The sequence below is a fragment of the Rhodococcus sp. 320_ES genome (assembly GCF_059691855.1).
The window spans coordinates 13,310-40,271 of the sequence record NZ_JCAWAG010000006.1 but is presented as its reverse complement, the minus strand read 5'-3'; the positions used below and the strand labels follow the sequence as shown (position 1 = coordinate 40,271).

The 26,962-nt window shown below is 64.9% G+C and carries 30 protein-coding genes, 1 tRNA gene and 1 riboswitch; of the genes, 19 read left to right on the top strand and 12 right to left on the bottom strand.

Annotation, left to right across the window (positions count from 1 at the left end; translation table 11 throughout):
- Positions 1-56 precede the first annotated feature (56 nt).
- Entirely contained in the window at positions 57-449 is a 393-nt protein-coding gene (locus tag AC59JP_RS20775) for a tautomerase family protein (protein ID WP_497327923.1), read from the bottom strand.
- Between the two features lie 165 nt (positions 450-614).
- Here AC59JP_RS20775 and AC59JP_RS20770 point away from each other — a divergent pair, with 165 nt between their 5' ends.
- A complete protein-coding gene (locus AC59JP_RS20770) occupies positions 615-1,037 on the top strand; it encodes a GtrA family protein (protein WP_497327728.1) in 423 nt (140 codons plus the stop codon).
- A gap of 44 nt (positions 1,038-1,081) precedes the next feature.
- Complete coding sequence (locus tag AC59JP_RS20765) at positions 1,082-1,474, top strand: Rv0361 family membrane protein (RefSeq protein WP_497327727.1); 393 nt, start codon at positions 1,082-1,084, stop codon at positions 1,472-1,474.
- Here the strand turns inward: AC59JP_RS20765 and AC59JP_RS20760 are convergent.
- Entirely contained in the window at positions 1,471-3,369 is a 1,899-nt protein-coding gene (locus tag AC59JP_RS20760) for an MDR family MFS transporter (protein ID WP_497327726.1), read from the bottom strand. The two genes, AC59JP_RS20765 and AC59JP_RS20760, sit on opposite strands and share 4 nt — an antisense overlap.
- Before the next feature lie 143 nt (positions 3,370-3,512).
- On the opposite strand from AC59JP_RS20760, the gene AC59JP_RS20755 reads away from it, so the two are divergent.
- Positions 3,513-3,923: a rhodanese-like domain-containing protein gene (locus AC59JP_RS20755; RefSeq protein ID WP_497327725.1), complete on the top strand. Its 411-nt coding sequence runs from the start codon at positions 3,513-3,515 to the stop codon at positions 3,921-3,923.
- Positions 3,887-5,143 carry an O-succinylhomoserine sulfhydrylase gene (locus tag AC59JP_RS20750; protein WP_497327724.1) on the top strand — a complete coding sequence of 419 codons (1,257 nt, stop codon included), beginning with the start codon at positions 3,887-3,889 and terminating at the stop codon, positions 5,141-5,143. The genes AC59JP_RS20755 and AC59JP_RS20750 overlap by 37 nt, the downstream gene beginning before the upstream one ends.
- A gap of 60 nt (positions 5,144-5,203) precedes the next feature.
- Here the strand turns inward: AC59JP_RS20750 and AC59JP_RS20745 are convergent, their stop codons facing one another.
- Both AC59JP_RS20745 and AC59JP_RS20740 read right to left on the bottom strand, forming a co-directional pair.
- Complete coding sequence (locus tag AC59JP_RS20745; protein WP_497327723.1) at positions 5,204-6,298, bottom strand: isochorismate synthase; 1,095 nt, start codon at positions 6,296-6,298, stop codon at positions 5,204-5,206.
- Entirely contained in the window at positions 6,295-7,056 is a 762-nt protein-coding gene (locus tag AC59JP_RS20740) for an HAD-IIA family hydrolase (RefSeq protein ID WP_497327922.1), read from the bottom strand. The genes AC59JP_RS20745 and AC59JP_RS20740 overlap by 4 nt, the downstream gene beginning before the upstream one ends.
- Before the next feature lie 27 nt (positions 7,057-7,083).
- Here AC59JP_RS20740 and AC59JP_RS20735 point away from each other — a divergent pair, with 27 nt between their 5' ends.
- Complete coding sequence (locus AC59JP_RS20735; RefSeq protein WP_497327722.1) at positions 7,084-8,010, top strand: AraC family transcriptional regulator; 927 nt, start codon at positions 7,084-7,086, stop codon at positions 8,008-8,010.
- A gap of 7 nt (positions 8,011-8,017) precedes the next feature.
- Here the strand turns inward: AC59JP_RS20735 and AC59JP_RS20730 are convergent, their stop codons facing one another.
- The 3 genes from AC59JP_RS20730 to AC59JP_RS20720 form a co-directional block, all read right to left on the bottom strand.
- The gene (locus tag AC59JP_RS20730) at positions 8,018-8,320 is read right to left on the bottom strand and encodes a WhiB family transcriptional regulator (protein ID WP_497327721.1); all 303 of its coding nucleotides are present in this window, start codon (positions 8,318-8,320) and stop codon (positions 8,018-8,020) included.
- Between the two features lie 81 nt (positions 8,321-8,401).
- The gene (locus AC59JP_RS20725; RefSeq protein WP_497327720.1) at positions 8,402-9,514 is read right to left on the bottom strand and encodes a YeiH family protein; all 1,113 of its coding nucleotides are present in this window, start codon (positions 9,512-9,514) and stop codon (positions 8,402-8,404) included.
- Positions 9,511-9,663, bottom strand: a complete 153-nt coding sequence (locus tag AC59JP_RS20720; RefSeq protein WP_497327719.1) for a hypothetical protein — start codon at positions 9,661-9,663, stop codon at positions 9,511-9,513. Before AC59JP_RS20720 ends, AC59JP_RS20725 begins: the two co-directional genes overlap by 4 nt.
- Positions 9,664-9,856: 193 nt before the next feature.
- Between AC59JP_RS20720 and AC59JP_RS20715 the strand changes: the two genes are divergently transcribed.
- The 4 genes from AC59JP_RS20715 to AC59JP_RS20700 are packed head-to-tail and all read left to right on the top strand — an operon-like array spanning position 9,857 to position 13,432.
- Positions 9,857-10,498: an ABC transporter permease gene (locus AC59JP_RS20715; RefSeq protein WP_497327718.1), complete on the top strand. Its 642-nt coding sequence runs from the start codon at positions 9,857-9,859 to the stop codon at positions 10,496-10,498.
- Complete coding sequence (locus AC59JP_RS20710; protein ID WP_497327717.1) at positions 10,498-11,718, top strand: betaine/proline/choline family ABC transporter ATP-binding protein; 1,221 nt, start codon at positions 10,498-10,500, stop codon at positions 11,716-11,718. The genes AC59JP_RS20715 and AC59JP_RS20710 overlap by 1 nt, the downstream gene beginning before the upstream one ends.
- Positions 11,715-12,452 (top strand): ABC transporter permease, encoded by a 738-nt coding sequence (locus AC59JP_RS20705; RefSeq protein ID WP_497327716.1) that lies wholly within the window; start codon positions 11,715-11,717, stop codon positions 12,450-12,452. The genes AC59JP_RS20710 and AC59JP_RS20705 overlap by 4 nt, the downstream gene beginning before the upstream one ends.
- The gene (locus tag AC59JP_RS20700) at positions 12,449-13,432 is read left to right on the top strand and encodes a glycine betaine ABC transporter substrate-binding protein (protein WP_497327715.1); all 984 of its coding nucleotides are present in this window, start codon (positions 12,449-12,451) and stop codon (positions 13,430-13,432) included. Before AC59JP_RS20705 ends, AC59JP_RS20700 begins: the two co-directional genes overlap by 4 nt.
- Positions 13,433-13,448: 16 nt before the next feature.
- Here the strand turns inward: AC59JP_RS20700 and cysC are convergent, their stop codons facing one another.
- From cysC to AC59JP_RS20685, 3 genes are all read right to left on the bottom strand, one after another.
- On the bottom strand, positions 13,449-15,308 hold the full coding sequence (cysC, locus tag AC59JP_RS20695) for an adenylyl-sulfate kinase (protein WP_497327714.1): 1,860 nt from the start codon (positions 15,306-15,308) through the stop codon (positions 13,449-13,451).
- Complete coding sequence (gene stf0 / locus AC59JP_RS20690) at positions 15,305-16,093, bottom strand: trehalose 2-sulfotransferase (RefSeq protein WP_497327713.1); 789 nt, start codon at positions 16,091-16,093, stop codon at positions 15,305-15,307. Before stf0 ends, cysC begins: the two co-directional genes overlap by 4 nt.
- Before the next feature lie 94 nt (positions 16,094-16,187).
- Positions 16,188-17,525, bottom strand: coding sequence for a sulfatase family protein (locus tag AC59JP_RS20685; RefSeq protein WP_497327712.1), 1,338 nt, complete (start codon positions 17,523-17,525; stop codon positions 16,188-16,190).
- A gap of 32 nt (positions 17,526-17,557) precedes the next feature.
- Here AC59JP_RS20685 and AC59JP_RS20680 point away from each other — a divergent pair, with 32 nt between their 5' ends.
- The gene (locus tag AC59JP_RS20680) at positions 17,558-18,427 is read left to right on the top strand and encodes a formylglycine-generating enzyme family protein (RefSeq protein WP_497327711.1); all 870 of its coding nucleotides are present in this window, start codon (positions 17,558-17,560) and stop codon (positions 18,425-18,427) included.
- The gene (locus AC59JP_RS20675; RefSeq protein ID WP_497327710.1) at positions 18,424-18,894 is read left to right on the top strand and encodes a GNAT family N-acetyltransferase; all 471 of its coding nucleotides are present in this window, start codon (positions 18,424-18,426) and stop codon (positions 18,892-18,894) included. Before AC59JP_RS20680 ends, AC59JP_RS20675 begins: the two co-directional genes overlap by 4 nt.
- On the opposite strand, the gene AC59JP_RS20670 is transcribed toward AC59JP_RS20675, so the two are convergent.
- Together AC59JP_RS20670 and AC59JP_RS20665 are read right to left on the bottom strand one after the other, a co-directional pair.
- A tRNA-Cys gene (locus AC59JP_RS20670) sits at positions 18,886-18,956 on the bottom strand. The two genes, AC59JP_RS20675 and AC59JP_RS20670, sit on opposite strands and share 9 nt — an antisense overlap.
- A 96-nt stretch (positions 18,957-19,052) precedes the next feature.
- Positions 19,053-19,259 (bottom strand): ANTAR domain-containing protein, encoded by a 207-nt coding sequence (locus AC59JP_RS20665; RefSeq protein ID WP_497327709.1) that lies wholly within the window; start codon positions 19,257-19,259, stop codon positions 19,053-19,055.
- Between the two features lie 277 nt (positions 19,260-19,536).
- On the opposite strand from AC59JP_RS20665, the gene AC59JP_RS20660 reads away from it, so the two are divergent.
- From AC59JP_RS20660 to AC59JP_RS20625, 8 genes are all read left to right on the top strand, one after another.
- Positions 19,537-20,382, top strand: a complete 846-nt coding sequence (locus tag AC59JP_RS20660; protein WP_497327708.1) for an ABC transporter permease — start codon at positions 19,537-19,539, stop codon at positions 20,380-20,382.
- Positions 20,379-21,413, top strand: a complete 1,035-nt coding sequence (locus tag AC59JP_RS20655; protein ID WP_497327707.1) for a taurine ABC transporter substrate-binding protein — start codon at positions 20,379-20,381, stop codon at positions 21,411-21,413. Before AC59JP_RS20660 ends, AC59JP_RS20655 begins: the two co-directional genes overlap by 4 nt.
- Before the next feature lie 13 nt (positions 21,414-21,426).
- Entirely contained in the window at positions 21,427-22,206 is a 780-nt protein-coding gene (locus AC59JP_RS20650; RefSeq protein ID WP_497327921.1) for an ABC transporter ATP-binding protein, read from the top strand.
- 4 nt (positions 22,207-22,210) lie between these two features.
- Positions 22,211-22,909, top strand: a complete 699-nt coding sequence (locus tag AC59JP_RS20645) for a GNAT family N-acetyltransferase (protein ID WP_497327706.1) — start codon at positions 22,211-22,213, stop codon at positions 22,907-22,909.
- A gap of 19 nt (positions 22,910-22,928) precedes the next feature.
- Entirely contained in the window at positions 22,929-24,038 is a 1,110-nt protein-coding gene (locus AC59JP_RS20640; RefSeq protein WP_497327705.1) for an LLM class flavin-dependent oxidoreductase, read from the top strand.
- Between the two features lie 43 nt (positions 24,039-24,081).
- Positions 24,082-24,175, top strand: a riboswitch (SAM riboswitch).
- A gap of 9 nt (positions 24,176-24,184) precedes the next feature.
- Complete coding sequence (locus tag AC59JP_RS20635; protein WP_497327704.1) at positions 24,185-25,141, top strand: amino acid ABC transporter permease; 957 nt, start codon at positions 24,185-24,187, stop codon at positions 25,139-25,141.
- Positions 25,138-25,920, top strand: a complete 783-nt coding sequence (locus AC59JP_RS20630; RefSeq protein WP_497327703.1) for an amino acid ABC transporter ATP-binding protein — start codon at positions 25,138-25,140, stop codon at positions 25,918-25,920. The genes AC59JP_RS20635 and AC59JP_RS20630 overlap by 4 nt, the downstream gene beginning before the upstream one ends.
- 38 nt (positions 25,921-25,958) lie before the next feature.
- Positions 25,959-26,930 (top strand): ABC transporter substrate-binding protein, encoded by a 972-nt coding sequence (locus tag AC59JP_RS20625; protein ID WP_497327702.1) that lies wholly within the window; start codon positions 25,959-25,961, stop codon positions 26,928-26,930.
- The last annotated feature ends 32 nt before the right edge of the window (positions 26,931-26,962 follow it).

The window sequence follows — 26,962 nt, the reverse complement described above, 5'->3', positions numbered from 1 at the left end:
CGTCGTGGACACCCCAGCATAAATTAAGCCCGACCTAAGCTGGACCGGTAGGTCTGTCAGAGATCGCCTTCGAGGAATTGAGCGCGGCCCAGACCGAAGGACCAGTCCTCCGGTGCGTTCTCGACCACGGAGACGACGAGGTCGTGAGGGTCCAGGCCGACGTCCGACTGCAGTCGCGTCGCAAGGCCTGCGTACAACGCCTTCTTCTGATCGACGCTCCGGCCCTGCTGCGTGATCTGCACGACCACCACGTCGTCGCTGCGCTCGAATCCCAGCCCGGTGTCGAGGGCGACGATGTGGCCGGGCTTGTGCTCGCTGATGATCTGATAGCGATCGCGCTCGGGTGCCGCGAACGTCTCGATCAGCACCTGGTGGATTGCGTCGGTCAACGACTTCAGACGATCGCGGTCCCAGCGGCCTTCGATGACGTCGATACGAATCAGGGGAATCGGACTCACTCCTTCGGTAGGGGTACTTCTTTACTACCCACCGAGTAGTACACGACATTCCCTCGGTGGGGCAGGTCACATTCGGGACTCGAACCAGCGCTTCCGGTGGTTGAACGACGAAGTCCCTGTGAGCGGCACTCGTCGCACATCGATCGAGGAGTAGCCGTGACCAGTTCGACCATGAGGTGGACGGACACCCGTCTGAGGTCCGATGCCGTCTGGTCGCAACTCGTCCGGTTCGCCGCCGTCGGCGGATCGAGCAACGTCGTCTACGTCGCCCTGTTCGCTGCGATGGCGAAGTTCGGATCCGTCTATGCGAACCTCGCCGGAGTGGTCGTCAGCACCGTCCTGGCCACCGAACTTCACCGCAGACTGACGTTTCACGCCGCATCACGCGTCGGTTGGTTCACTGCGCAGTGGGAGGGCGGGGGTCTCGCGCTGATCGGGCTCGCGACCAGTTGCGCAGCGCTCGCCGCCCTGCATGCCCTCGTCGACGCGCCCACGATGGCGATGTCCGCTGCCGTCGTGATCGCGGCCAGCGCATCGTCGGGGCTCGTCAGGTTCCTCGCACTTCGGGGCCTGTTCTGACCCCCTGAACGACCCTCGGTGGCGCAGCGGGGAAGATCGGACACATGGCTGACGACCCGGACCGCGCGCACGCATCGAGTTCGACGCCGATTCTCGCGGCGTTGGTGATCGCAGTGTTGCTGATCGTCGGCGTCGTGCTGGTGTCGGTGTTCCGGCCGGCCGATCAGAACGTCTCCGAGAACGATCGGGTCGGCACGGCCGTGACTCGCTACGTCGACGCCCGCAACGACGGAAACCTCGCCGACGTTCTTTGCACGCCCAGCACCCCGCAGCCGTTCTCCAGCGAGAACGGTGAGATGAAGCTGAAGACCATCGACGGGATCACCGTCGACGGCTCCACCGCGACCGCCGACATCACCGCCGAGTTCGGCGGTGAGGACATCAGCGGTCAGATGTCCTTCACCAAGAGCGGCGACGACTGGAAGGTCTGCAGCTAGCTCTTCTCGTGCGCGCCGTGCTGCTGCTCGGGTAGCCGGTTCAGCAACTCGCTGCGGGTCTCGCCGGCGACGCCGGAGAACGGCACGTCGTCCGGCGCTTCGTGCTTGCCCGTGAGATCCGTGTCCCTGGGATCGGTGTCCCTGAGATCCGAGCCCGCGTGATCCGAGCCCGCGTGATCCGAGCCCGTGAGATCGTCTGCGGACACAACCCCTGCCTGCAGTCGGGCCTCTTCCGCACTCTGCGCGGCGATTCCGCTCTGGGTACGCAGCGGAACCTCCTTGTAGAAGAGGTTGATGACGAAGGCGAGCAGCAGCAGGAATCCGGCTGCGACGAACACCGAGTCCATCGCGTTCGAGAAGCCGATCTGGAACGGCGCCGCCAACTCGGCGGGGAGCTTCTGAATGAACGACGTGTCGTCGAGCACTCCACCGGCGGCCTCTCCGCCGCCACTCGCGAGCCCGCGGGCGAGCCCGGAGACCGTCGGATCCGAACTCGACGCGGCCGACTGCACAGCCGAGACGAAGTTGGAATCGCCGGCTGCGCTGCGCAACGCGTCGGCGATGGTGTCGGTGACGCGCGAGAACAGGAGCGACAGGAAGACGGCGACGCCGATGGTGCCACCGATCTGGCGGAAGAACGTCGCCGACGACGTCGAGACGCCCATGTCCTTGGGCGGCAACGCGTTCTGGATGGCCATGGTGAGCGGCTGCATCACGTTGCCGAGTCCGAAGCCGAACCCGAACATGACGACCATGATCAGCCAGAGCTGCGTGTCGTAGTGAATGAACGAGAACAGGAACATGCACGCCGTCATCAGGGTGGTGCCGATGATCGGGTAGGGGCGGTAATGCCCTGTGCGAGAGATCAATTGGCCCGAGAAGATGGACGCTGCCATGATGCCGAGCACCAGCGGGAGCATCTGGAAACCGGCGAGGGTGGGCGAGGATCCCTTGACCACCTGCAGGTACTGCGGAAGCAGTGTGATGCCGCCGAACATCGCCGCGCCGGTGATGACGGACAGCAGCAGGCCCACGCTGAACGTCGAGTTCTTGAAGAAGCGCATCGGGATCAACGCGTCGGTCTTCATGCGGATCTCGACGAGGATGAACCCGATGACTCCCAGAACGCCGATCACGTAACAGGCGATCGACCCGGTCGAGCCCCATCCCCAGGTGCGACCCTGCTCGGCGACGATGAGCAGTGGAACCAGGCCGATGGCCAGCATCGCGGCGCCGCCCCAGTCGACGACCGCGCTGCCGTGGCGGCGCGGGAGGTTCAGCACGCGCCACACGACGAAGAGTGCGACGAAACCGATCGGGACGTTCACGAAGAAGACCCAGCGCCATCCGGTGATGCCCAGGATGGAGTCCTGGCCGGACAGCACACCGCCCACCACGGGGCCGAGGACGCTGGACGTGCCGAACACCGCGAGGAAGTAGCCCTGGTACTTGGCGCGTTCACGCGGCGGCACGATATCGCCGACGATGGTGAGAGCGAGCGAGAACAATCCGCCCGCGCCCAATCCCTGGAATGCGCGGAAGGCGGCGAGTTCGTACATCGACGTCGCAAATCCGCAGAGCGCCGAACCGATCACGAAGATTGCGATAGCAGTGAGAAAGAACTGCTTTCTTCCGTAGATATCGGACAATTTGCCGTACAGCGGAGTCGATATCGTGGCCGTGATGAGGTACGCGGTGGTGACCCACGCCTGAACCGAGAAGCCGTTCAGGTCATCGGCAATGGTCCTGATGGACGTCGACACGATTGTCTGGTCGAGCGCTGCGAGAAACATTCCCAGCATCAAACCGGACAAAATGGTCAAAATTTGTCGGTGGGTGAATTCGCCCGGGTTCGATTCACCAACGGACGCAGTCGTCGTGTCGGTATCGCTCATGGATGCAGTCCTTCGATACGAATATGTGCAGGCACCGGAAAGTGACCTGACCGAATTACATCGTGCCCTTGTTTGCGCGATCGTGCAAAAAGTGGGCGAGGGCGTCGACGGGCGGTCCCCGCGCGCTGTGGGAAACTCGTGGTGTGACCTATGCAGGAGACATCACCCCCCAGCAGGCGTGGGAGTTGCTCGCGTCGGACCCCGAGGCTGCCCTCGTGGACGTCCGCACCGACGCGGAGTGGCGGTTCGTCGGCGTTCCCGACATCAGTTCGCTGAACAAGCCAACCGCCTTCGTCGAGTGGGTCGACGTGAACGGTGCCCGCAACGAGCACTTCGTCGAGCAGTTGCGTGAGCAGGGCGTCGACGGTGAACGCCCGGTGGTCTTCCTGTGCCGCTCCGGTCAGCGATCCATCGGCGCCGCGGAAGCTGCGACGGCCGCCGGCATCGGCCCGTCGTACAACGTGCTCGACGGCTTCGAAGGCGCGACGGACGAGAACGGTCATCGCGGGGTCGTCGGATGGCGCGCTCTCGGCTTGCCGTGGAGGCAGCAGTGACCGACGCCCGCCCACGCGGCGGAGCATTCGACAAGCCGCTTCCCGACGGTGTCGGTCCGGCCACCCTCGGTGTCCGCGGCGGGATGAACCGTTCGGGGTTCGAGGAGAACTCCGAAGCGATCTACATGACGTCGGGGTACGTGTACGAGAGTGCGGCGTCGGCCGAGGCCGCCTTCACCGGCGACGTCGACCACTACGTGTACTCCCGCTACGGCAACCCGACCGTCGGCATCTTCGAGGAGCGGATGCGGCTGCTCGAAGGCGCCGAAGCGTGCTTCGCGACGTCCAGTGGCATGTCCGCGGTGTTCACCGCGCTCGGAGCGCTTCTGAAAGCCGGCGATCGTCTCGTCGCGGCCCGATCGCTGTTCGGATCGTGCTTCGTGGTGTGCAACGAGATCCTTCCCCGGTGGGGCGTCGAGACGGTGTTCGTCGACGGCGACGACAACGAGCAGTGGGCCCGCGCCCTGTCCGAGCCGGCCACTGCGGTGTTCTTCGAAACGCCGTCCAACCCCATGCAGGCGCTCGTCGACGTGCGCACCGTGTCCGAGCTGGCGCACGCCGCCGGGGCGAAGGTGGTGCTGGACAACGTGTTCGCCACTCCCTTGCTGCAACGCAGTCTCGACCTCGGCGCGGACGTGGTGGTCTACTCCGGCACCAAGCACATCGACGGACAGGGCCGCGTCCTCGGCGGCGCCATCCTCGGACCGAAGGACTACATCGACGGACCCGTGCAGACGTTGATGCGTCACACCGGCCCGGCGCTGAGCCCGTTCAACGCGTGGGTCCTGCTCAAGGGTCTCGAGTCCATGCCCGTTCGAGTGCGCGCGATGACCGAATCGGCGCTGAAGATCGCGCAGTTCCTCGAGGGGCAGGACGGCATTCGCTGGGTTCGGTACCCGTACCTGCCCTCGCACCCGCAGTACGAGTTGGCGAAGTCGCAGATGAAGGGCGGCGGCACCGTCGTTACCTTCGAACTCGAGGGCGGCAAGGCGCGCGCGTTCGAGTTCCTCGACGGTCTGCGCATCATCGACATCTCGAACAACCTGGGCGACGCGAAGTCGATGGTCACCCACCCGGCCACGACGACCCACCGAGCGATGGGCCCGGAAGGCCGTGCGGCAGTGGGTATCACGGACGGAGTGGTCCGCATCTCGGTGGGGCTGGAAGATGTCGAGGATTTGATCGGGGACATCGGTGGGGCGCTCGGTCGCCGTTCTTGAAAACCGCCGTTCTTGACAACCGCTGTGTCCTGAAACCCGCTGTGCGTGAAAACCGCCCCTCTAGGGGCCGAATTCGCGCACAGGGGTAGCCGCCAGGATCGTCCCGAACTTCGCCGTCGTCTCCTCCAGCTCGGCGTCTGCATCGGAATCCGCCACGATGCCGCCGCCCGCGGTCGCCACACCGCTGAGTCCGTCGAGGGCGAGATCGATGCAGCGAATCGCCACCATCCACTCTCCGTCGCCGGATGCGTCGCACCAGCCGACCATCCCGGCGTAGAAGCCGCGACTCCGTCCGCCTTCCAGGAGTCGAATGGTCTGCAACGCAAGCGGTGTCGGAGTACCGGCCACCGCAGGCGTCGGATGAAGAGCGAGCGCAAGATCCAGCGCGGAGGTCGACGGGTCCTTCAGTGTGGCGGTGATCGGCGTCGCGAGATGCCACACGGCGGGCGTGCTCGTCAGCGTCGGGCCGTCGGGTACTGAAATGTCACTGCACAGCGGCTCGAGGGCTTCAGCAATGGCGTCGACGACGAAGCGATGCTCGGCAAGATTCTTCTCGCTCGCCAGAAGGGCGGCGCCGGCAGCGGCGTCGGCCACCGGATCCTCCAGTCTCGCAGCAGTTCCGGCGAACGGTCGACACGCCACCTCGGTGCCCGTTCGCCGAATCAGCAGCTCGGGGCTCGCGCCCACGAGGTGGCGGCCGTAGTACTGGCCCCGCGCCGCGGTGAGGTCCGCGCAGAATCCGTTGTGGCCCGGGTTGGACGCAATCAGCTTCGTCACCAGCGCAATTGGGTCCAGCGGGGCATCGAACACCAGCGTCATCGACCGGGCGAGCACCACCTTGCGCAAAGCTGAATTCGGATGGTTCAGGATGGCGAGTGCACGGCGCACGCGCGCAACGTGATTGGCAGGTGGTGGGTTGCGTGAGGCGATGACTGCGCCCGGAAGGGTCGTCGGCTCACCGATCCACGGTGCGTCGGACCGCGTGAACGTCTCCGGCTCCACCAGGGCGCACAGCGTGTCGGTCTCGAACCCGATGGCGCCCACCACGGTTGCGCCCTCCTGCAAGGCTTCTCGGGCGTCGTCGATGTGGTCGAAGGACTGCCGAACTCCCGAGGCGTCGACGCTTCGGTCCGGTCGCGAGTAGACGAACCTCATCCGAACGGCGACGCTGTCTTGCCGACCAGATCGGCCACGGAGTTGATCACCTTCGTCGGCCGATACGGGAACTGTTCCATGCTGGCGATGGTCGAGATGCCGGTCAGCACCAGGATCGTCTGCAGACCAGCTTCGAGCCCGGACACGACGTCGGTGTCCATGCGGTCGCCGATCATCAGCGTGCTCTCCGAGTGCGCCCCGATGGCCCGCAGCGCCGAGCGCATCATCAGCGCGTTCGGCTTGCCCACGTAGTACGGCTCCTTGCCCGTCGCGCGCGTGATGAGCGCAGCGACCGATCCGGTGGCTGGCAGCGAACCGTCGCGCGAGGGTCCGGTGGCGTCGGGGTTCGTGGCAATGAACCGCGCACCCCGCTCCACGAGGCGAATGGCGGTGGTGATGGCCTCGAACGAGTACGTCCGTGTCTCGCCGAGCACGACGTAGTCCGGCTCGATGTCGGTGATGATGTAGCCGATGTCGTGCAGCGCAGTCGTCAGGCCCGATTCGCCGACCACGTACGCGGTGCCGTTGGGCCGCTGGTTCGCCAGAAACGTCGCAGTGGCCAGCGCCGAGGTCCAGATGGATTCCTCGGGGATCTCCAGCCCGGTGCGACGCAGACGCGCCTGCAGGTCACGGCGTGTACGAATCGAGTTGTTCGTCAGTACGACGAACTTGGTGCCCGACTCCTGGAGTTCGGTGAGGAACTCGTCCGCTCCGGGGATCAGGTGATCCTCGTGCACGAGAACCCCGTCCATGTCCATCAGATAGGTCCAACCGGTATCGCTCACGTGTCCATTGTGAAGGTCTCGGGCCCCCTCGTGTGCAATCCGGTGCTGGTAACCGCGGTGAGCGCGGTCAGCAGCACCGGATTCTTTCCCGGTGACGGTCCGAGATGGAAGACTTCTCACATCCCAGACACATCAGACGGTCCTCGCGGTCACGACGAGGCCATCCTGCGCCCGACCGAGGCCGCCCGGCGAATCGACGTCGCGAGGCGGGCGCCCGCTGCCGAATTGGCCCCCTGGGTCGACTACTACTGGCGCGTCCGCTGGACCGACATCGAACCGCACGATCAGCCCGTTATCCCCCAGTCGTGCATTCATGTCGCCGCCGAAAACGGACGCCTCTTCGTGCACGGCATCAACCGCCGCGCCTTCATGCGCACCCTGGTCGGGACGGGACACGTGATCGGGGCGTCGTTTCGGCCGGGGTGCTTCCGTCCGTTCATGCGGCAGAGCGTCCGGTCGTTGACCGATCGGGTCGTCCCCGCCGGCGAGGTGACGGGAGTCGACGACGTTCCGATGGCCGCCTGGCTTCTCGACTCCTCGCGTTCGGACAACGATCTTGTCGACGGAATGAACCGGTGGTTGCTCTCCGTCGACATCGAGGACGACCGAGTGGCGTTGGAGATCGCCGATCTCGTCTCCCGTGTGGAGCAGGATCGCTCCGTCGTACGGGCCGAGCAACTGGCCGCGATAGCCGGTGTGAGCCTACGGACGTTGCAGCGCAGGTTCGTCGAGTACGTCGGGATCGGACCGAAGTGGGTGATTCAGCGGTGCCGCATGCTCGACGTGGCCGCTGCCGTCCACAGCGGGGAACCTGTCGACTTCGCAGTTCTCGCAACCGAACTGGGCTTCAGCGACCAACCGCACCTGACGCGGGCGTGGACCGCGCTGGTGGGGAGCCCGCCGGCGACGTATCGCAGCGGGGCCTGAGGCGCCCTCAGGCCGAGCGCGATCGGGTCTGCAGCATCGACCACCGCTCGGCCGCGGTTGTGACGCCCCACACGCCGTGGGGCTCACCGGCGTCGAGTGCGTGGCGCAGGCACGGTTCGATTACAGGGCACGATGCGCAGATGGCCTTGGCGGAATCTTCCCGGTCTCGTCGCCGATTGCCACGTTCGCGCGTCGGCGCGAAGAACAGCGTCGGATCAGCAGACCGGCAGGCCCCGGAAAGCCGCCACGCCCATACGTCGGGACTGGCATCGGGAAGCACCACATTTCGAATTACTCGACTCGAGGTCATGGCACCCAGTTTCGTCGAGTGAGCTCACGATCGGCAGAGTTTCAATCGTCCGGATTTGATCGATTCCCAGCCGGGTCGCCCTCAGGTCGACGGTAACTCGAAGCTGCCGAACAGGACTGTCGCAAGGCCCAGCGCCACAACGATGTTGACGACGGTGGCAGAACCGAACACCACGATCGGACGCCACCCCGCCTCGCGTATTCCGGATGCGGAGAATTCCAGTCCGATCGAGACGAACGCGAAGATGAGGAACCAGGTTCGAAGGTCGTTGACTGTCGTGATGTCGGCTTTGCCGCCGGAGGCGTTGGCCACCCACAGCGTGCCGACGATCGACGCGGCGACGAAACCGAGGACGAACTTGGGGAACCGTGCCCAGAAGTCGCGCAACGTCGGACGAGCCGACGACGTCCGCTTCACCTTCACTGCGAAGTAGGCGGTGAGTGCGATCGCGACGACACCGATCAGCGCGTTCTGAGTCGTCTTGACGATGGTGGCGATTTGCAGGGCGTCCTCGCCGGCGATGGCACCCGACGCGGCGACCGCCGCGGTGGTGTCGATGTTTCCCCCGATCCAGGCGCCGGCGACCGCGTCGGACAACCCGAAAACGCCTGCGAGCCAGGGAAGAACGAAGATCGACGGCAGAGCGAACACGATCACGAGCGACGCGCTGTAGGCGAGTTGCTCCTTCTTCGCCTGTACCGCACCGGCTGCGGCGATGGCCGCGCTGACGCCGCAGATCGAGACGGCCGACGCCAGCAGCGCTCGCAGCTTGTCGTCGATCCCCAGCCTGCCCGCGAACCACCAGGTGAACCCGAAGACGATGGTGATCAACAAGATTGCCTGAACGACGGCCGGTCCCGCCGCGGTCACGAGAACCTTCAGATCGACCGATGCGCCCAGCAGCACGAGGCCGGTCTTGATGAAGAACTCGGTCCGGTACCCGCCGGACAACTTCTCTCGTACGCCCAGCCTTCCGAGCACGACGTTGCCGAGCAGTCCCAGCGCAATTGCGTACACCGGGAACTCGATTGCCTTACCGAGCCGCTCGAAAGGAGTGTCGGACAGCCAGTTCGGAACCTGCGTGTCGAGGAACCGGACCAGTGCGCCCAGAACGAGTACGACGGCCACACCGCCCACCGCCAAGGGCAGACCGCGACTCGCGCGCTCGTTCTCCAGAGCCAGGTTGTCGCTCACGGGATCAGGCTCCCCGGAATCACGCCGAGCAGAACGAGAGCGATGAGCACCAGGCCCACCACCACGGAAGCCCAATCCTCGGTCAGCCAGGTACGTCGCACGTCGTCGATGGACCGGTCGCCTGCTCGCTCGGCGGATGTGTCGGACATGAATTGGAACGCTATCGGCGATATGCGAGGTAAGCGCCGATTGCGATCATCGTGATTCTTATGCTGTCGGACGACTTTCGCTCGGCGTGATTCAAACTTCTTTTCCCAGCTCGGACGGACCTCCCGTACTCGCGAGTCTGCGCGGCGATCAGATGCACGGATATAGTCTCGCCCGACGGCGAGGGAGAATTGCGTGAACTTGTTGAACTACCTGAAGGGGCGGGAGGGGTTTCTCGCGTTCTTGACGTATCAGCATGCGTCGCTGGCGTTTCAGACCGTTCTCGTGGGAACCGTCCTGGCCGTCGTGGTGGCGATCGCGGTGTATCGATTGCCGCTGCTGTCGACACTCACCCTCACCACGAGCCGAATCGCACTCACCATTCCGTCTCTGGCACTCCTCGCGTTGCTCATCGTGCCGTTCGGTCTCGGTGTGGTGCCCTCGTTCATTATGTTGGCATTCTTCGCGGCCATGCCGGTGGTCGGCAATGCGGTCGTAGGGCTGCGGTCGGTTCCGGAGTCCGTTATCGAGTCCGCGAGAGGTATCGGGTTCTCGCAGCGCCGCATCCTGCTCCAAGTCGCCCTTCCGATCGCGTGGCCGGTCATCCTCACCGGAATTCGGGTGTCGACGCAGATGGTCATCGGTGTCGCTGCGATCGTCGCGTACGTCCTGGGTCCCGGCCTCGGATCACTCATCTTCAACGGGCTCTCCCGCCTCGGCGGTACCAACGCCCTCGAAATGGCCGCCACCGGAACGATTCTCATCGTCGTCATCGCGTTGGTGTTCGACGCCCTGCTCGTCCTTCTCGGGCGCCTCACGATTGCCAAGGGACTCTGATGACCGACACCACCACAACGACCACAGCCGCGACGAATCGCACAGTCACCGGCGCGTCCATCCGCCTCGACGGCGTCGTCAAGCAGTATCGCGGTCAGGACAAGCCGGCCGTCAAGAAGCTCGACCTCGAAATCGAGGCCGGCGACATCGTCGCGTTCGTCGGTCCGTCCGGTTGCGGAAAGACCACCACGCTGAAGATGATCAATCGACTCATCGAACCGAGTGAGGGCCGCATCTTCATCGGCGACCGCGACGTGACCGGCGAGGACGCGGACAAGCTGCGCCAGTCCATCGGATACGTCATCCAGTCGGGCGGGCTGTTCCCACACTGGTCGGTGGCAAGGAACGTCGGGGCCATTCCCAAGGTGCTCGGATGGGATTCGAAACGCATCGACGAGCGCACCGAGTATCTGCTCGATCTGGTCGGTCTCGACGCAAACACTTTTCGAGACCGCCTGCCCAAGGACATGTCCGGCGGTCAGCAGCAACGAGTGGGCGTCGCCCGAGCTCTGGCGGCGGATCCGCCGGTTCTGCTCATGGACGAGCCGTTCGGCGCCGTCGACCCCATCACCCGAGTCCGCCTGCAGGACAGACTGATCGCGATTCAGCACGAGCTCGGCAAGACCATCGTCATCGTCACACACGACTTCGAGGAGGCCACCAAACTCGGCGACAAGGTGCTCATCCTTTCCGAGGGCGGACACATCGAGCAGTACGCCACCCCGGCTGAGATCTTGGCGAATCCGGCGACGCCCTTCGTCGAGGAGTTCGTCGGGTCGGGTGCCACACTGGCCCATCTCACCCTGTCCAGGGTCAAGGACGTCGCCCACGAGCCTGTGGTCACCGCACGCGTGGGCGACCCGTCGCAGGACGTGATCACACAGGCGCGAGCCCACGGTGCCACGTGGATCGTCGTGGTCGACGACGACGGTCGGCCGCGTGCGTGGCCGTCGCTGGACGAGCTGGCTACCAAGGAGCGTGTCTCGGACTACGTCGACACTCGTCTACCGACGGTAGCCCCGTCGTCGACCCTCAACGACGCGCTGGACACCATGCTCGCGGCCAGTCAGGGCGGGGTCCTGGTGACCGACGGCCGCGGCGCTGTGACCGGAGCGCTGACCATCTCGACCGTGATGACCGTGATCCGAAATCAGCTGTCCGAGGCCCGTCCGAACGACGCCTCGTCCTACGTCTCGCACACGGATGGCTCCGGATCGTGACCCGTTTTCGCAGCACACCGATCGATGTCTGGCTCGAACCGCTCGTGGTCGTCGTCCTCGGTGTCGCGTACGTCGTGTGGTACCGCTCGACCACACTCACCTCGACCGAGAAAGCGTCGCTCGGATGGGACAACCTCCGAACGACGTTGGCCTCACACGTGATTCTGACGCTGACGGCAACCGTCATCGTCGTGGCGATCGCGGTTCCGCTCGGCATCGCGCTGACGAGAGAGAAAGCCAAGAAATTCAACCCGATCGTCGTCAACTTCGCGAACGTCGGACAGGCTGCTCCCGCGGTGGGCCTGATCGTGTTGCTCACCATGTGGCTCGGCACCGGATTCCGAACTGCGGTGGTCGGTCTCGTCGTCTACGCGATCCTGCCGATTCTGCAGAACACCATCGTGGGACTGCAGCAGGTCGATCAGCGCACGATCGAAGCGGCGCGCGGCATCGGCTTCTCCGGTGTGCGCACGCTGGTGCAGGTGGAGCTCCCGCTCGCAGTGCCGGTCATCCTCAACGGTATTCGCACCGCACTCGTCATCTTGGTCGGCACTGCCACGCTCAGCACCTTCATCGGAGCCACCAGCCTCGGCACACTCATCACCACCGGCGTCACGCTGTTCCTGCCCAAGCTGCTCATCTCCGGAGCGATCCTGGTGGCGCTGTTGGCGTTGACCATCGACTGGCTCGGCCGCCTGATCGAGCTGATCGCAACACCCAAGGGAGTGGCATGAGCAGCCTGCGTCACCGCCTCGCCGTCCTCGTCAGCGCCGGTCTGGTCGCGACGACAGTGGCAAGCTGCGGCCTCGTCAGTTCGTCGGGCACCTTCAAGTCGGCGTCGTTGCCGGGCCGGGAACGCCCCCTCGACGGGGCCGGCTTGGTGGTCACGTCCAAGAGTTTCACCGAGGGAGTAATTCTCGGGAAGATCACTGCGACATATCTAGCGGCGGCTGGAGCCGACGTGTCGGACCTGACCGGTGCGCCGGGCTCCGCGTCGTCACGGCAGGCGCAACTGAACGGCGACGCCGACATCCTGTGGGAATACACCGGAACGGGTTGGGTCAATTACCACGCCGAGACCGAGACCATCTCCGACCCGCAAGAGTTGTGGCAGAAGGTCCACGACATCGAGAAGGCCGATCACGACCTCGAATGGCTGCCGCCGGCCAACTTCAACGACACCTACGCCTTCGCAGCCTCCGCGGCTACTGCGCAACGGCTGAACGTCGCGACGCTGTCCGACGTCGCGAAGCTGCCGGTATCGGACCGAACGTTCTGCGTCGACGATGAGTTCTTCTCGCGCGCAGACGGATTCGTACCGATGTTGGAGAAGTACGGAATGTCGCTCAACGGCCCCGGTGGTGTTCCCACCGCAAACATCACCCGTATGGACGCTGGAGTGATCTACCCGTCGACCGCGCAGAGCGCGCCGTGCAACTTCGGTATGGTCTACACGACCGACGGCCGTATCAAGAACCTCGATTTGACTGTGCTGGAGGACGATCGGAAGTACTTCTTGCCCTACAGCGGCTCAGCCGTACTGCGGGCAAGCATCTACGAGCAGTACCCGGCCGTGGCCGACCTGCTGGGGCAGGTGTCGGAACGCCTCACCGACGATCTGATGCAGGATCTGAACGGGCGGGTCGACATCGAGGGGCAAGACCCGGCGAACGTCGCGTTCGATTGGCTGAAGAGCGAGAACCTGATCAGCTGAGACAGGCTGCAGTGCACTACTGTCCCAGCACCTCGAGTACCTGCCGGACAAGATCGTCGATGTCCGCACCGGTGGTGTCGATCGACAGGTCGGGATCCTCGGGAGTCTCGTAGGGAGCGTCGATTCCGGTCAACCCCTTCAGTTCTCCGGCCCGTGCGCGGGCGTAGAGGCCTTTGGGGTCGCGTCGTTCGCACTCTGCCAGGGGAGTGGTCACGGCCACCTCGATGAACCTCAGGTCTGCCGCGTCGTTTAGTGCACGCGCGATCTCGCGGTCCGATCGGAGCGGCGAGACCAACGACGCGATGGCGACGACACCGGCGTCGGCCAGTAGCCGGGTGAGATGCCCGACGCGCCTGACGTTCTCGGCGCGGTCACCGGGGCTGAAACCGAGGTCGTCGGACAGTCCGTGCCGCACGTTGTCGCCGTCGAGAAGGTATGCGGTGCGACCGGACTCGACCAGTGCCCGCTCCAACGCGACGGCCACTGTGGATTTCCCGGACGCCGGAAGACCGGTGAACCAGACGGTGGCGCCGCGCTGACCGGTCGACGCCCAGCGCTGCCCTCGGTCGAGGGCCGACGGGTGCCACTTGATGTCGTTGCGCGTCTGCGCACCCGGTTTGACCTCGCGGGCAACGGTGATGGTTCCGGCGCCGACGGTGTCGTTGGTGGTCTCGTCGATGAGAATGAACGAACCCGCGTCGCGGTTGCCGAGATAGGGATCGGCAACGACGATGGACGACGTGCGCAGCGTGACGGACCCGATGTCGTTGAGTGCCAGCTCGACGGGAGAGTCCTGCTCGTCGAGCGTCTCGGGATCCAGCTTCGACTCGAGGGCCTGGACGGTCGCGCGCACGGTCGACGCGGTGTGCTTGAGCTGGACTCGGTCTCCGGCCCGCAGCGGGGTTTCGCCGAACCAGCAGACGGTCGCGTCGAGCTCGCGGGCCAGCACGGGAAGGTGAGCGCCGTCGGCTGCGCTCACGATGACATCGCCGCGGCCGACGTCGATGTCGTCCGCCAAACCGATCGAGATCGACAGCGGCGCAACGGCAACGGTGCGGCTCTCGTCCAGAGCGTCGAGCTCGGTCACTGTGCTGGTGGATCCGGAGGGAAGCACGGCAACCGCGTCGCCCACGGACAGGGTGCCTGCCGACAGCCGGCCGGTGTAGCGGCGACGCTCTCCTGCAGTCGGTCGTGACACCCATTGGACGGGGAGGCGTAGTTCGGCGGGTTCGGCTGCAGGAGCGGTCAACTCGACGGACTCGAGGTACTCCAGCAGCGTCGGACCGGTGTACCACGGTGTGTTGGCGGAGCGGTGGACGACGTTGTCACCGTCCTTCGCCGCCAGTGGGACGATCGTCAGGTCGACGCCGCCGAGCCGCGTCGCCAGCTGCTGCAGTTCCGCTTCCACGTCCCGGAAGCGTGATTCCGAGTAGTCGATCAGATCGATCTTGTTCACCGCAGCCACCAGGCGCTTGACCCCCAGCAGACTGGAAATGCGTGCGTGGCGGCGGGTTTGGCGCAGAACGCCTGCACGCGCGTCGACCAGCAACACCGCGACGTGGGCGTTGGAGGCGCCGGTGAACATGTTGCGGGTGTAGCGCTCGTGGCCCGGGGTGTCCGCAAGGATGTAGCTGCGGGTGGCGGTGGAGAAGAACCGGTACGCCACGTCGATGGTGATGCCCTGCTCCTGCTCCGCGCGCAGACCGTCCGACAGCGCGGCGAGGTCGGGCACACCGTCGGACTTGGTGACGGCCTCGAGGTGATCGAGCGGAAGGCTGTCCGTGTCGAACATCAGGCGGCCGATCAAGGTGCTCTTGCCGTCGTCCACGGAGCCGGCGGTGGCCATGCGCAGAAGCTGGCGCGGAGTGTCGCTCATGCGACCACTCGTTCCTGCTTGAAACGGGCGATCCAGTCGTCCGACCGGGAATTGCCTTGACGCTTCAGTGCCGGTGGTGGGGCGAGGTCGGGGTCGAGGCCGATCGCGGAGAGCACTCGCGCCGTCACTCCGGTGGTGTCGGCGGCCAGGTCCGCGAAGTCCACGTCGACGGGATCGATTCCTGTGTCCGAGAACCACTCTCGCCAGCGTGCTTCCTGATCCTGGAGAATGGCGAGCAGGTGCGCGATCCCGTCGGCGTGGTACTGGGCTGCGGCGTCCTTCTCCGGGTCGCCCTTACCACGCCACACCTGGGTCTGCACTGCGCGCCACATCGAGACTGCTTGCGCCACAACATCGGTGCGGTATACGTGGATGAAGACGAGGTCACCGACGACATCGTGAATTGCGGACAACAGATCGTCACCGGATCGGTTCGGAAGATCGTTCGCTCGGTCGAGGAGAAGCGGCGTCTGGTTCCACATCAGTTTGCCGCCCCACACGCCGTTCGAGCTCCGGCCCTCGCGAAGGATGCGGTCGCGCCACTCCGAGCTCGACTCCGTGGACGGTGTTCCCGGTTCCAGCGGCGCGAGCAGTTCCAAGATCGTTTCGTCCGTCACTCCCTCGAACCACTGCCGCGGCTGGGGAGCAAGCGATGTCGACGGCAGGTATTGAAAGAATTCGTGCGGCTCACCGGCCTGACCGGTGGCACGAAGCGATTCCACCAGCAGTGTGCTGCCGCTGCGTTGCGACGCGAGAACCAGGTACGAACGCGGTTGATCGCTCATGGTCGCAGATACTAACGGCTGCCGAACTGCGTCGCCCACCAGTGCTTTTCAAGCTCGATGATCGTAATTCTTGCCGATCGGATCGATGTGTGTATCAGTCGGAGACGATCCCGCGTTCGGCGCTGAGTGGCGAGCGTGAGGGGAGTTTCAAACCGTGAATCGCGGCGTAGTCGTGGGTGTATCGCTCCGAAATTCGTTCGCCGACGAACTCCGACGGGATCACGTCGCGGGTGAACTCCCGCCAGGTGTGCAGGCGCATCGCGAGGTCGGCCGCCACCGCGGAGTAGTCCGGATCGTCGTGCAGATTCACGGTTTCGCCGGGATCCGCGGTGAGGTCGTACAGCTCTCGCGGGGGCCGCGGTCCGTCGACCGTGCCGATCACCGCCTGGCCCGACGGGCTCTCCTCGATGTCCCAAGGTAGGTCCAGCTCGGGACGTGCGGCGTAGTTCTCGATGTAGCTGAACTGCTTGGTTCGAACGGCGCGGATGGGGTCGAACGAGTCGTGATACGTCTTCGAGGTGAACACCTGTTGACGCGCCGGATCTCCGCCGACCGTCAGCTGGGAGGCGTGCGAAATACCCTGCACCTCCTCCGGCACGGGCACACCGAGCAGCTCGAGCAACGTGGGCACCAGGTCCACACCGCTGAACAGGTCGTCGTAACGAGTGGTGGTCGCTGCTCGACCGGCGGGCGGCCGGACGATCAATGCGATACCGGTACCCGGCTCGTACAGCGTCGACTTGGCCCGCGGGAACGCCGGTCCGTGGTCGGTGAAGAAGACCACCCACGTCGACTCGTCGAGACCCTGCTCGGTGAGAGTGTCGAGCAACCTTCCGACGGCGGCGTCCGCAACGGTCACCGATCCGTGGAATTCGGCGAGATCGGCGCGTACCTCGGGTGTGTCGGGCAGATAGTCGGGAACCTCGATCGTCGTCGTGTCGTCGGGTGTGTAGCGCTCGCGGGGATACGGGCGGTGCGTCTCGAAGAAGCCCGCCGTCAACAGGAACGGCTCGGGGTGCTCGGTGCGCAACCATGCCTGTGACTTCTCCACCACGTACTCGCAGTAGGAATTGGAGACGTCGAACTCGTCGAATCCGAGCCGAGAGGGGAACGACGTCTCGTGCTGCATACCGAACAGCGTTGTGTGCCAACCTGATCGAGACAGGATCGCGGGGAGGGTCTCGACGTCGGGCCGATACTCCCATCCATGGTGGGCCAAACCCACCAACCCGTTGCTCTGGGGATATCGACCGGTGAACATCGATCCTCGTGACGGAGAACAGAGCGGGGCAGTGGCGTGCGCTCGGGTGAACAGCACCCCCTCCGCGGCCAGCGCGTCGAGCCTCGGACTCGACACGGACGAATGGCCGTACGCGCCGAGATGCCGCCCCAGGTCGTGCCAATGGATCAGCAGGACGTTCTCTTTCGCCATGGTCACTGACTACCACATGCGATCATGGAGTGATGGCCGGCTGTTGCTCCCCTTCTCGAGAAGGACCGGGCGCGCAGGGGCGTTCGGTAGGGGTCGGTGGTTCGGCTCCGGCCCTCGTGCCGTTGCCGGGCGGCACCTTCCTCATGGGCAGTGATGACGAGTTGGCCTACCCCGCCGATCTCGAGGGACCGGTGCGGGCAGTGCCCGTCGACCCGTTCTCCATCGGGGTGACGACCGTGACCGTAGCGCAGTTCGACACCTTCGTATCCGACACCGGGTACGTCACCGACGCGGAGACCTTCGGAGACTCCCTCGTGGCCGCGGCGGCACTCCCCAGCTCCGACGCATCCCCCGTCGTTCCGCCCACGCCGTGGTGGCGGGTGGTCGGCGGTGCGACGTGGCGTAGGCCGTCGGGTAGGGAGTCGCGGGTCGACGCGGTCCGCGACCTGCCGGATCATCCCGTCACCCACGTCTCGCGACGCGACGCCCGCGCGTTCTGTACGTGGTCGGGGACGTCCCTGCCGAGCGAGGAGCAGTGGGAGTTCGCTGCCCGCGGCGGCTTCGAGCAGAAGCCGTTTCCCTGGGGCGCCGACGAGGACTTCGAGCGGATGAACGTGTGGAAGGGCGAATTTCCCGGTACCCGAACCGACACGGTGCTGACCGAGCCGGCGATGTCGTACGCGCCCAACGCGTTCGGGCTCTACAACTGCACCGGCAACGTCTGGGAGTGGACGACGGGAGCCTTCGACGCCGCCCGCCGAGATTATCGGGGTGTCATCCGCGGCGGGTCGCACATGTGCCATGCGAGTTACTGTCGGCGGTACCGCACGTCGGCTCGATCGGGGGCGGGTGACGACACATCGAGTGGGCACATAGGGTTTCGTGTCGTGATCAACGAATGAACGACGTTCGCGAGGTCGACTGGGATCACCCGGATGCCGAACAACTGCGAGCGGAGATGGCAGCGGAAGTCGGGCCGCGATACGCCGACCGGGAGGCCGAGTTCGCGCGCGCGCAGGCGAATGCGGTTGCACTGGAGACTGTTGCGACCACGATCGTCGTGTACGCGGCCGGCGAGCCCGTAGGCCACGCCGCCCTGCGGTGGAACGGCGGCGATCTGGAATTGAAGCGCATGTTCGTGCGACCGGCTGCCCGCGGAACCGGAGTGTCGCAAGCGATTCTGGCCGCTGCGGAGAATGCGGTGCGAGCCGCCGGCCTGTCCCGCTTGATTCTGCAGACCGGAGACCGTCAACCCGACGCCGTTCGGCTCTACGAGAAGAGCGGGTACACGCGGATCCCGATCTTCCCGCCGTACGAGTCCATGCTGTTCTCGAACTGCTTCGAGAAGGTTCTCGATTCGAGCGGATGACGGGAGTCGAACCCGTGTGCACGGCTTTGCAGGCCGTTGCCTCGCCGCTCGGCCACATCCGCAGGTGTGTTCTCGGCCGTCACCCGGCGATGCGGTGACACCACGAACTTTGCAGAGCGCTCTGCACCGCAACAGCATTCGGATCGACGTGATCGGAATCAGTCACGCGACGTCCGCAGCCGGGTCGGAATCTGCGCGGACGCGATCAGGTTCCGGGACGCGCGCAGTAGGCCGACGTTCTGACTGCGCGCCCGCCTCACCAGCACCTCCACGGCGTTTTCGCGGGTGTATCCGTACACACCGATGAGTACGCCGATGGCGATGTCGATGTCTGTTCGCGCTGACGGCGAGACCGTGGTGCTCATGGGAACTCCGTTGGAGTGCAGGGATGGTCGCATCACTCTCCCGGTAGCGGACGATCCTGCACAGCATTCGGATCGACGTGGTTCGAAATGCATCGGTAATTCGAATCAGCTCGAGCAAAACTATGGACCGAAACCCCATCATCGGTTGCGGCACAGGCGAGTTGCGTGATCGAACTCGGTCGCGTACAAATTCCCGAATGCGCGCCTCCTGTTGCCGGTGATCTCCCCGCTTCTGTCGCGACCGCGTGCTCGTCCTCCTTCGTGGGAAGTCCCCTACATGTCCTCGTCTCTTGGCGTCACCGAATCACTCTCACGCCGAAAAGGTCGCGCCCGCAGATCCTTCGGCGTCTCCACCGTCGCTCTTCCCTTGCTGTCCTTCGTGACTTTCGTCGTCGTCTGGCAGATCGCGGCGTCGTCCGGCGTCTGGAACGAGACGTTCGTGCCGTACCCGTCCACCGTGTGGGACGCCTTCGTCACGGTCTCGACCACGCACGACGGCGTCCGCGGCTACCAAGGTTTCCTGCTCTGGGAGCACCTGTACATGACGCTGCGGCGGGTTCTGCTCGGTGTGGTCGTGGGTGTCGTGCTGGGCATCGTTCTGGGCTTGGCAATGGGCACCGTGGGGTGGGTTCGCAAGGTTCTCGAGCCCTGGCTCACGTTTCTGCGGGCACTGCCTCCGCTCGCGTACTTCTTCCTGCTCGTCATCTGGCTCGGCATCGACGAAGCGCCCAAGGTGACGCTGTTGGCGCTCGCCGCTCTGCCTCCGACTGCGGTCGCGACCACCGCTGCCGTTCTGGCTGCACCGACCGCTCTGATCGAAGCAGCCCGGGCGTTGGGCGCGTCACGTCTCGCCGTGTTGAAAGACGTGGTGATTCCGTCGGCGCTCCCGGAGACGTTCACCGGGATTCGACTGGCAGTCGGAATGGCGTACTCGTCGGTCGTCGCCGCAGAACTGTTCAACGGCCTGCCCGGCATCGGCGGAATGGTCAAGGACGCAAGCAATTACAACAACACCCCGGTGGTCCTGGTCGGCATCTTCGCCATCGGAATCTCGGGGTTGATCATCGACGGCCTGTTACGCGCGGCAGAGCGCCGCGCTGTTCCCTGGAGGGGAAAGATATGAGATCACTGGTTCGTGTTGTCGCGGCTGCGGCGGTCCTCGTGCTGGCACTGGGTGGTTGCGCCGTCGGAGGCGACAACGCCTCGGACAGCAGCAAACCCACGCTGCGGCTGGCCTACCAGTCGTTCCCGAGCGGCGATCTCGTGGTGAAGAACAATCGCTGGCTCGAGGACGCGCTCCCCGACTACAACATCGAGTGGACGAAGTTCGATTCGGGCGCTGACATCAACACCGCGTTCATCGCCGGCCAGATCGACTTCGGTGCAATCGGCTCCAGTCCGGTCGCGCGCGGATTGTCTGCGCCACTGAACATTCCGTACCAGGTGGCGTTCGTGCTCGACGTCGCCGGCGACAACGAAGCGCTGGTTGCCCGGAACGAGACCGGGATCGAGTCCGTCGCCGACCTGAGGGGTAAGAGAGTGGCTACGGCCTTCGCCTCCACCGCGCACTACAGTCTTCTGGCCGCACTGAATCAGGCCGGTCTGACGGCCAACGACGTCCAGCTGATCGACCTGCAACCACAGGCGTCTCTGGCGGCGTGGGAGCGGGGGGATGTCGATGCCGTGTACACCTGGCTTCCTACCCTCGATCAACTCCGAACAGACGGTACGACACTGATCACCAGCCGCGAGCTGGCCGCGAACGGGAAGCCGACCCTCGACCTCGGTGTGGTGTCGACGGCGCTCGCGACATCGAAGCCCGAGGTGGTCGATACCTGGCGCAAGGTCGAAGCACGCGCTCTGGACCTGGTGCAGAGCGACCCGGATGCCGCTGCCACCGCCGTCGCAGCCGAGATCGGAATCAGCAAGGACGAGGCCAAAGGCCAGCTCGCGCAAGGTGTCTTCCTGACCAAGGATCAGCTGACGTCGCCGGAGTGGCTCGGCACCGACGGCAACCCGGGGAACATTGCCGACAACCTGCACAGCGCGGCCGAGTTCCTGGCCGAACAGCAGCAGATTCCGTCGGCACCGGATCTGTCGACGTTCCAGTCGGCCATCTATACGAAGGGACTCCCCGGTGTCCTCACAGACTGACGTCTCCGGTGACATCCGAGTCGACGGGTCCGTCACCCTCGACGACGTCACCAGGGTCTACGGGTCGGGGAAAGATGCGGTAACGGCCCTCGGTCCCATCGATCTGCGCATCGAGCCCGGTGAGTTCCTGGTTCTCGTCGGCGCGTCGGGGTGTGGCAAGAGCACACTGTTGCGATTGGTGGCAGGGTTCGACGCGCCGACCGAGGGTTCGGTCACCGTCTCGGGTCGACGTCCGGAACCGGGAGTCGGCGCGGGAGTGGTGTTCCAGCAGCCCAGGCTCTTTCCGTGGAAGACCGTGGGCGGCAACATCGATCTCGCGCTGCGATACGCGCAGGTACCCAAGACCGAGCGGCGAGTCACGCGGGATGCACTGCTCGAACGGGTCGGTCTGACCGGAACCGAGAACAGGAAGGTCTGGGAAGTATCGGGCGGTCAGCAACAGAGAGTCGCTATCGCGCGCGCCTTGGCCGCGCAGACGCCGTTGTTGCTGCTCGACGAACCGTTCGCCGCGCTGGACGCTCTCACGCGCGAGCGCTTGCAGGAGGATGTGCGCAGAGTCGGCCACGAAACGGGGCGGACCGCCGTCTTCGTCACGCACAGTGCAGACGAGGCGGCGTTTCTCGGTTCCCGCATCGTGGTGCTGTCGACCCGACCCGGACGAATCGCTCTGGACATCGCATCCGATCTCCCGCGCACGGGTATCGACCCGGACGAACTACGCGGCACCTCGGAGTACGCGGCGCTGCGCGCCGAGGTCGCCCATGCGGTCAAGAGCGCCGCGCGGCAGACGTGATCGGATGACGACGGAGACTGCCGTGCACCCGCTCGACGACCCGGTGCGCTCGTCGCTGCGCAGAGCCCATGCGCGGTTCGCGACCTGGTCGGGGCGGATCGCGCGCTACGACACCGAGGTCGCCGGGTTCGTCGGTCACCCGCCGGAGATGACCGAGCAGGACTACGTCGACCTCGCCGCCCTGATCGGGCCCGGCGTCGAGGTTGCGTTGCGCGGCCCGTACATTCCGCCCGCCGGATGGGAATTGCTCGGTGAGTTCGGCTCGGTGCAACTGGACGGATCTGCCCTCGCCGTCGAACCGGATGCGGAGGCCATTGTCCTCGGCGCGCAGCACGTCCCGGCGATCCTGGATCTCGTGGAACGAACCCAACCCGGTCCGTTTCGGACGCGGACGATCGAGATGGGCACGTATCTCGGACTTTTCGACGCGGGTGCACTGGTCGCGCTGGCCGGAGAGCGGATGCATCCGCAGGGGTGGACCGAGATCAGCGCGGTCTGCACCGATCCCGACTACCGCCGCCGAGGACTGAGCGCACGATTGGTGCGGGCGGTCGGACACGGAATCCGCGAGCGCGGCGAGGTGCCGTTTCTGCACGCGCGTGCGGACAACTACTCCGCCATCGCGATGTACGAATCGCTGGGGTTCGTGCTGCGCAAACGATCCGTGCTCACACTGGTTCGCACACCGCCGATTTCCCCATAGACCCCCACTGGAGCTACCCGTGACCGCACGCATCTTCTGGTTCCTCCCGACGGCCGGTGACGGTCGGTCCATCGTCGGCTCTTCTCATGCCTCCGCGCAGAAGGCAGAACCTGCCGGTTTTCGACGGCCCACGCTGCGCTACCTGACCGAAGTTGCGCAGGCAGCCGACCGGCTCGGGTACGAAGGGGTTCTGACTCCGACCGGAACGTGGTGCGAGGACGCGTGGCTCACCACCGCTGCGCTGCTCCACAGCACCCGGCGCCTGAAATTCCTCGTCGCGTTCCGCCCGGGCCTGACGCCCCCCACGTTGGCCGCACAGCAGGCGGCAACCCTGCAACGCTTTTCCGAGGGCCGGCTGCTGTTGAATGTCGTCACCGGCGGTGACGACGCCGAGCAGCGGCGGTTCGGTGATTGGAACGACCACGATCGCCGTTACGCCCGCACGGACGAGTTTCTCGATCTCGTGCGTCGAATCTGGACCGAGGGACCTGTCGACCACGACGGCGAGTTCTTCCGGGTCGCGGATGCGCGAGTGTCCGAGCCTCCCGACCCGTTGCCCGAGTTCTGGTTCGGCGGCTCGTCCGATCCTGCTCTGGCGGTGGCGGCCAAGAGAGTGCAGACGTACCTGACGTGGGGTGAGCCTCCGGCTGACGCACGCGCGAAGATCGAACGCGTGCAGGCGCTTGCGGACGAGGAGGGCCGCAAGCTCACCTACGGCATTCGTCTGCATACCATCAGCCGCGACACCTCAGAGGAGGCATGGGCGGTGGCGCAGCGACTGCTCGACGCGCTGCCGGACGAGCAAGTCGCCGATGCCCACCTGTTGCATTCGTCGTCCCAGTCGGAGGGGCAGCGGAGAATGGCTGCGCTGCACGGCGGGTCGAAGGACTCCCTCGAGATCTATCCGAACCTGTGGGCCGGGGTCGGTCTGGTTCGCGGTGGAGCGGGTACAGCTCTGGTCGGGTCGCACAGGGAAGTCGCGAATGTGATTGCCGAATATCATGATTGCGGTTTCGACGAGTTCATCCTGTCCGGTTATCCACACCTCGAAGAGGCGTATCACTTCGCGGAGGGCGTGCGTCCCATTCTCGATTCGCGAGGAATCACCACGCCCTTCCAATCACGCTGATTCGAACTGTCGACCCGGATCGACACTGCGCGTAGGTTTTGCCTAGCCATCCAGAGCGACCGAGAGACCTGGCTCGTCGACGTCGCAGCAACCCCGTGCCGAGCACGTGCGGGTGCTACCGCCAGGACCGATGGGAGAGAACCGAAGTGACCACTACCGACGCGCGCCCGGCTGCCGAGAAGGCGGACCCGGCCGACGGCGAGAACTTGATCGTCGCCAGAACGTGGCACCCGTGGCGATGGGTGACATCCATCGCCGCACTGGTGCTGGTTGCGCAATTTGTCCATGGACTCGCCACCAACGCCGGCTGGGACTGGGGCACATTTGCCCAGTACTTCACGGCCAAGTCCGTCGTCGCCGCGCTGTGGTTGACGATTCAGCTGACGTTCTGGGGAACGTTGATCGGCTTCGCGTTGGGGATCGCCCTCGCCGCTGCCCGGCTGTCCCAGAACCCGGTGCTACAGATCATTTCCTGGTTCTACATTTGGGCATTCCGATCGATTCCGCTGATCGTGCAACTGCTCTTCTGGTTCAACATCGGGTACCTCTATCAGACGCTGTCGCTGGGAATTCCCTTCGGGCCGTCGTTCTTCGCGTTCGACGTCAACAGCGTGATCAGCGGCTCGACGGCGGCGATCATCGGCCTTGCCCTGCATCAGGCCGCGTACTCCGCCGAGATCGTTCGCGCCGGCATCATCTCGGTCGACCAGGGTCAGCTCGAGGCGGCCGCCGCACTGGGCATCCCGAAGCGGCGTGAGTTCTTCAAGATCGTTCTGCCGCAGGCAATGCGGGGTATTCTGCCGAATGCCGCCAACGAGGTCATCAGCTTGTTCAAGGGCACCTCGATCGTGTCGGTAATGGCCATCGCCGAGTTGTTCTATCAAGTGCAGGTCATCTACGGCCGCAGTGGACGCGTCGTGCCGATGCTCATGGTCGCGACGGTCTGGTACGTCATCTTGACTTCGATCCTGTCGGTCGTGCAGTTCTACGTCGAGCGCCACTACGCCAAGGGCGCACTGCGCACCGTGCCACTGACGCCGATTCAGAAGCTGCGCAGGCAACTTGCGGGAGTTCCGCTCTCACCGCGCGGAGCGACCCGATGACAATCGAGTTGGAACACTCCAGATTTGCCGTCGAGGCCAGGGGAGTGCACAAGTCCTACGGCCCACTCGAGGTGCTGAAGGGCGTGGACCTCACCGTCCGCCCCGGCGAGGTGACCGCCATCCTCGGTCCGTCGGGTTCGGGCAAGTCGACGCTTCTGCGCACGCTGAACCACCTCGAGAAGATCGACGCCGGCTCCATTCGGGTCGACGGCGAACTGGTCGGCTACCGGCGCAAGGGAAACAGGCTCCACGAGCTGAAGCCGAAAGACATTCTGCGCCAACGTTCGCAGATCGGATTCGTGTTCCAGAACTTCAATCTGTTCCCGCATCTGACTGTTCTCGAAAACGTCGTCGAAGCTCCGCTGTCGGCTCAGAAGCGACGTCGGTCCGAGGTCGAGCCGGAAGCCCTCGAGTTGCTGAAGCGCGTCGGCGTCGGCGACAAGGCGCACGACTACCCGCGCAGACTGTCCGGCGGACAGCAGCAGCGCGTTGCCATCGCACGTGCACTCGCGCTGCGGCCCAAAGTCATCCTGTTCGACGAACCGACCTCGGCGCTCGATCCCGAGTTGGTCGGTGAGGTCCTCGAAGTGATTCGCAGTCTCGCTCGCGATGGCGCGACGCTGATCATCGTCACGCACGAGGTGGGCTTCGCACGCGAGGTCGCCGACACCGTGGTCTTCATGGACGGCGGCGTCGTGGTCGAACAAGGTTCTCCTTCAGCCGTATTCGACAACCCCGAGAACGAGCGGACCAGGTCTTTCCTGTCGCACGTTCTCTGATTCCTCCTCTCCCGCAACACAGAAACGAAAGTAGAACCATGTCTTCATCGTCCCGGCGCCTCGCGTCGGTCCTGTCCGCTGCTGCCGTCCTCGCGCTCGTCGCCACCGGATGCAGTGACCCCTCGGCGGAGAGCACCGTCGTCTCGAACGAGGGTGTGTCCTACGATCTTTCGCCCGAGCAGAGCGGGCGTATCCACACCGAGAAGGTCGACGCGATTGCCGCCGAAGTGCCGCAGGCCATCAGGGACCGGGGAACCATCGTCGTGACCGGTACGGCGGGATCGGTTCCGCCCCTGGGCTTCTACGCGACGGATGACACGACGGTCATCGGATCGGAGATCGATCTGGCCAACCTGTTCGCCGACGTGCTCGGGCTGAAGGTGGACCGACAGACCGCGGACTGGGCGCAGAACTTCGTCAAGATCGACTCCGGCGAGAACGACGCGTTCATCTCCAACGTGACGGTGACCGAGGAACGCAAGGAGAAGTACGACTTCGCGACCTACCGCCTGGACAACCTGGCTCTGGAGGTCCCCACCGACTCGAGCTGGACATTCACGGATCGAAAGGACATCGCCGGAAAGAAGATCGGCGTCTCGTCCGGAACGAACCAGGAGCAGCTGCTGGTCGACTGGAACGCACAGAACGCTGCCGAAGGAATTGCACCGGCAGAGATCGTCTACTACCAGAACTCCGCGGATTACTATCTTGCGCTGTCGTCGAAGCGCATCGACGGTTACCTCGGACCCAACCCGTCGGCGCAGTACCACTCGTCGAGTACCGGTGAGTCCAAGATCATCGGCACGTTCTCCGGAGCGGGTGACGCTCTTCAGGGTGAGATTGCCGTTCTGGTGAAGAAGGACAACGGTCTGGTCAAGGCATTCAACGACGCCATCAACCACACCATCGAGAACGGCACCTACCAGAAGGTGCTGGAGAAGTGGGGCCTGAGCAGCGAGGCCGTGACGACGTCGGAGATCAACCCGGTCGGGCTGCCGAAGAAGTCCTAGGGGAAGTCGTATGGGAATGGTCGGCCTGAACC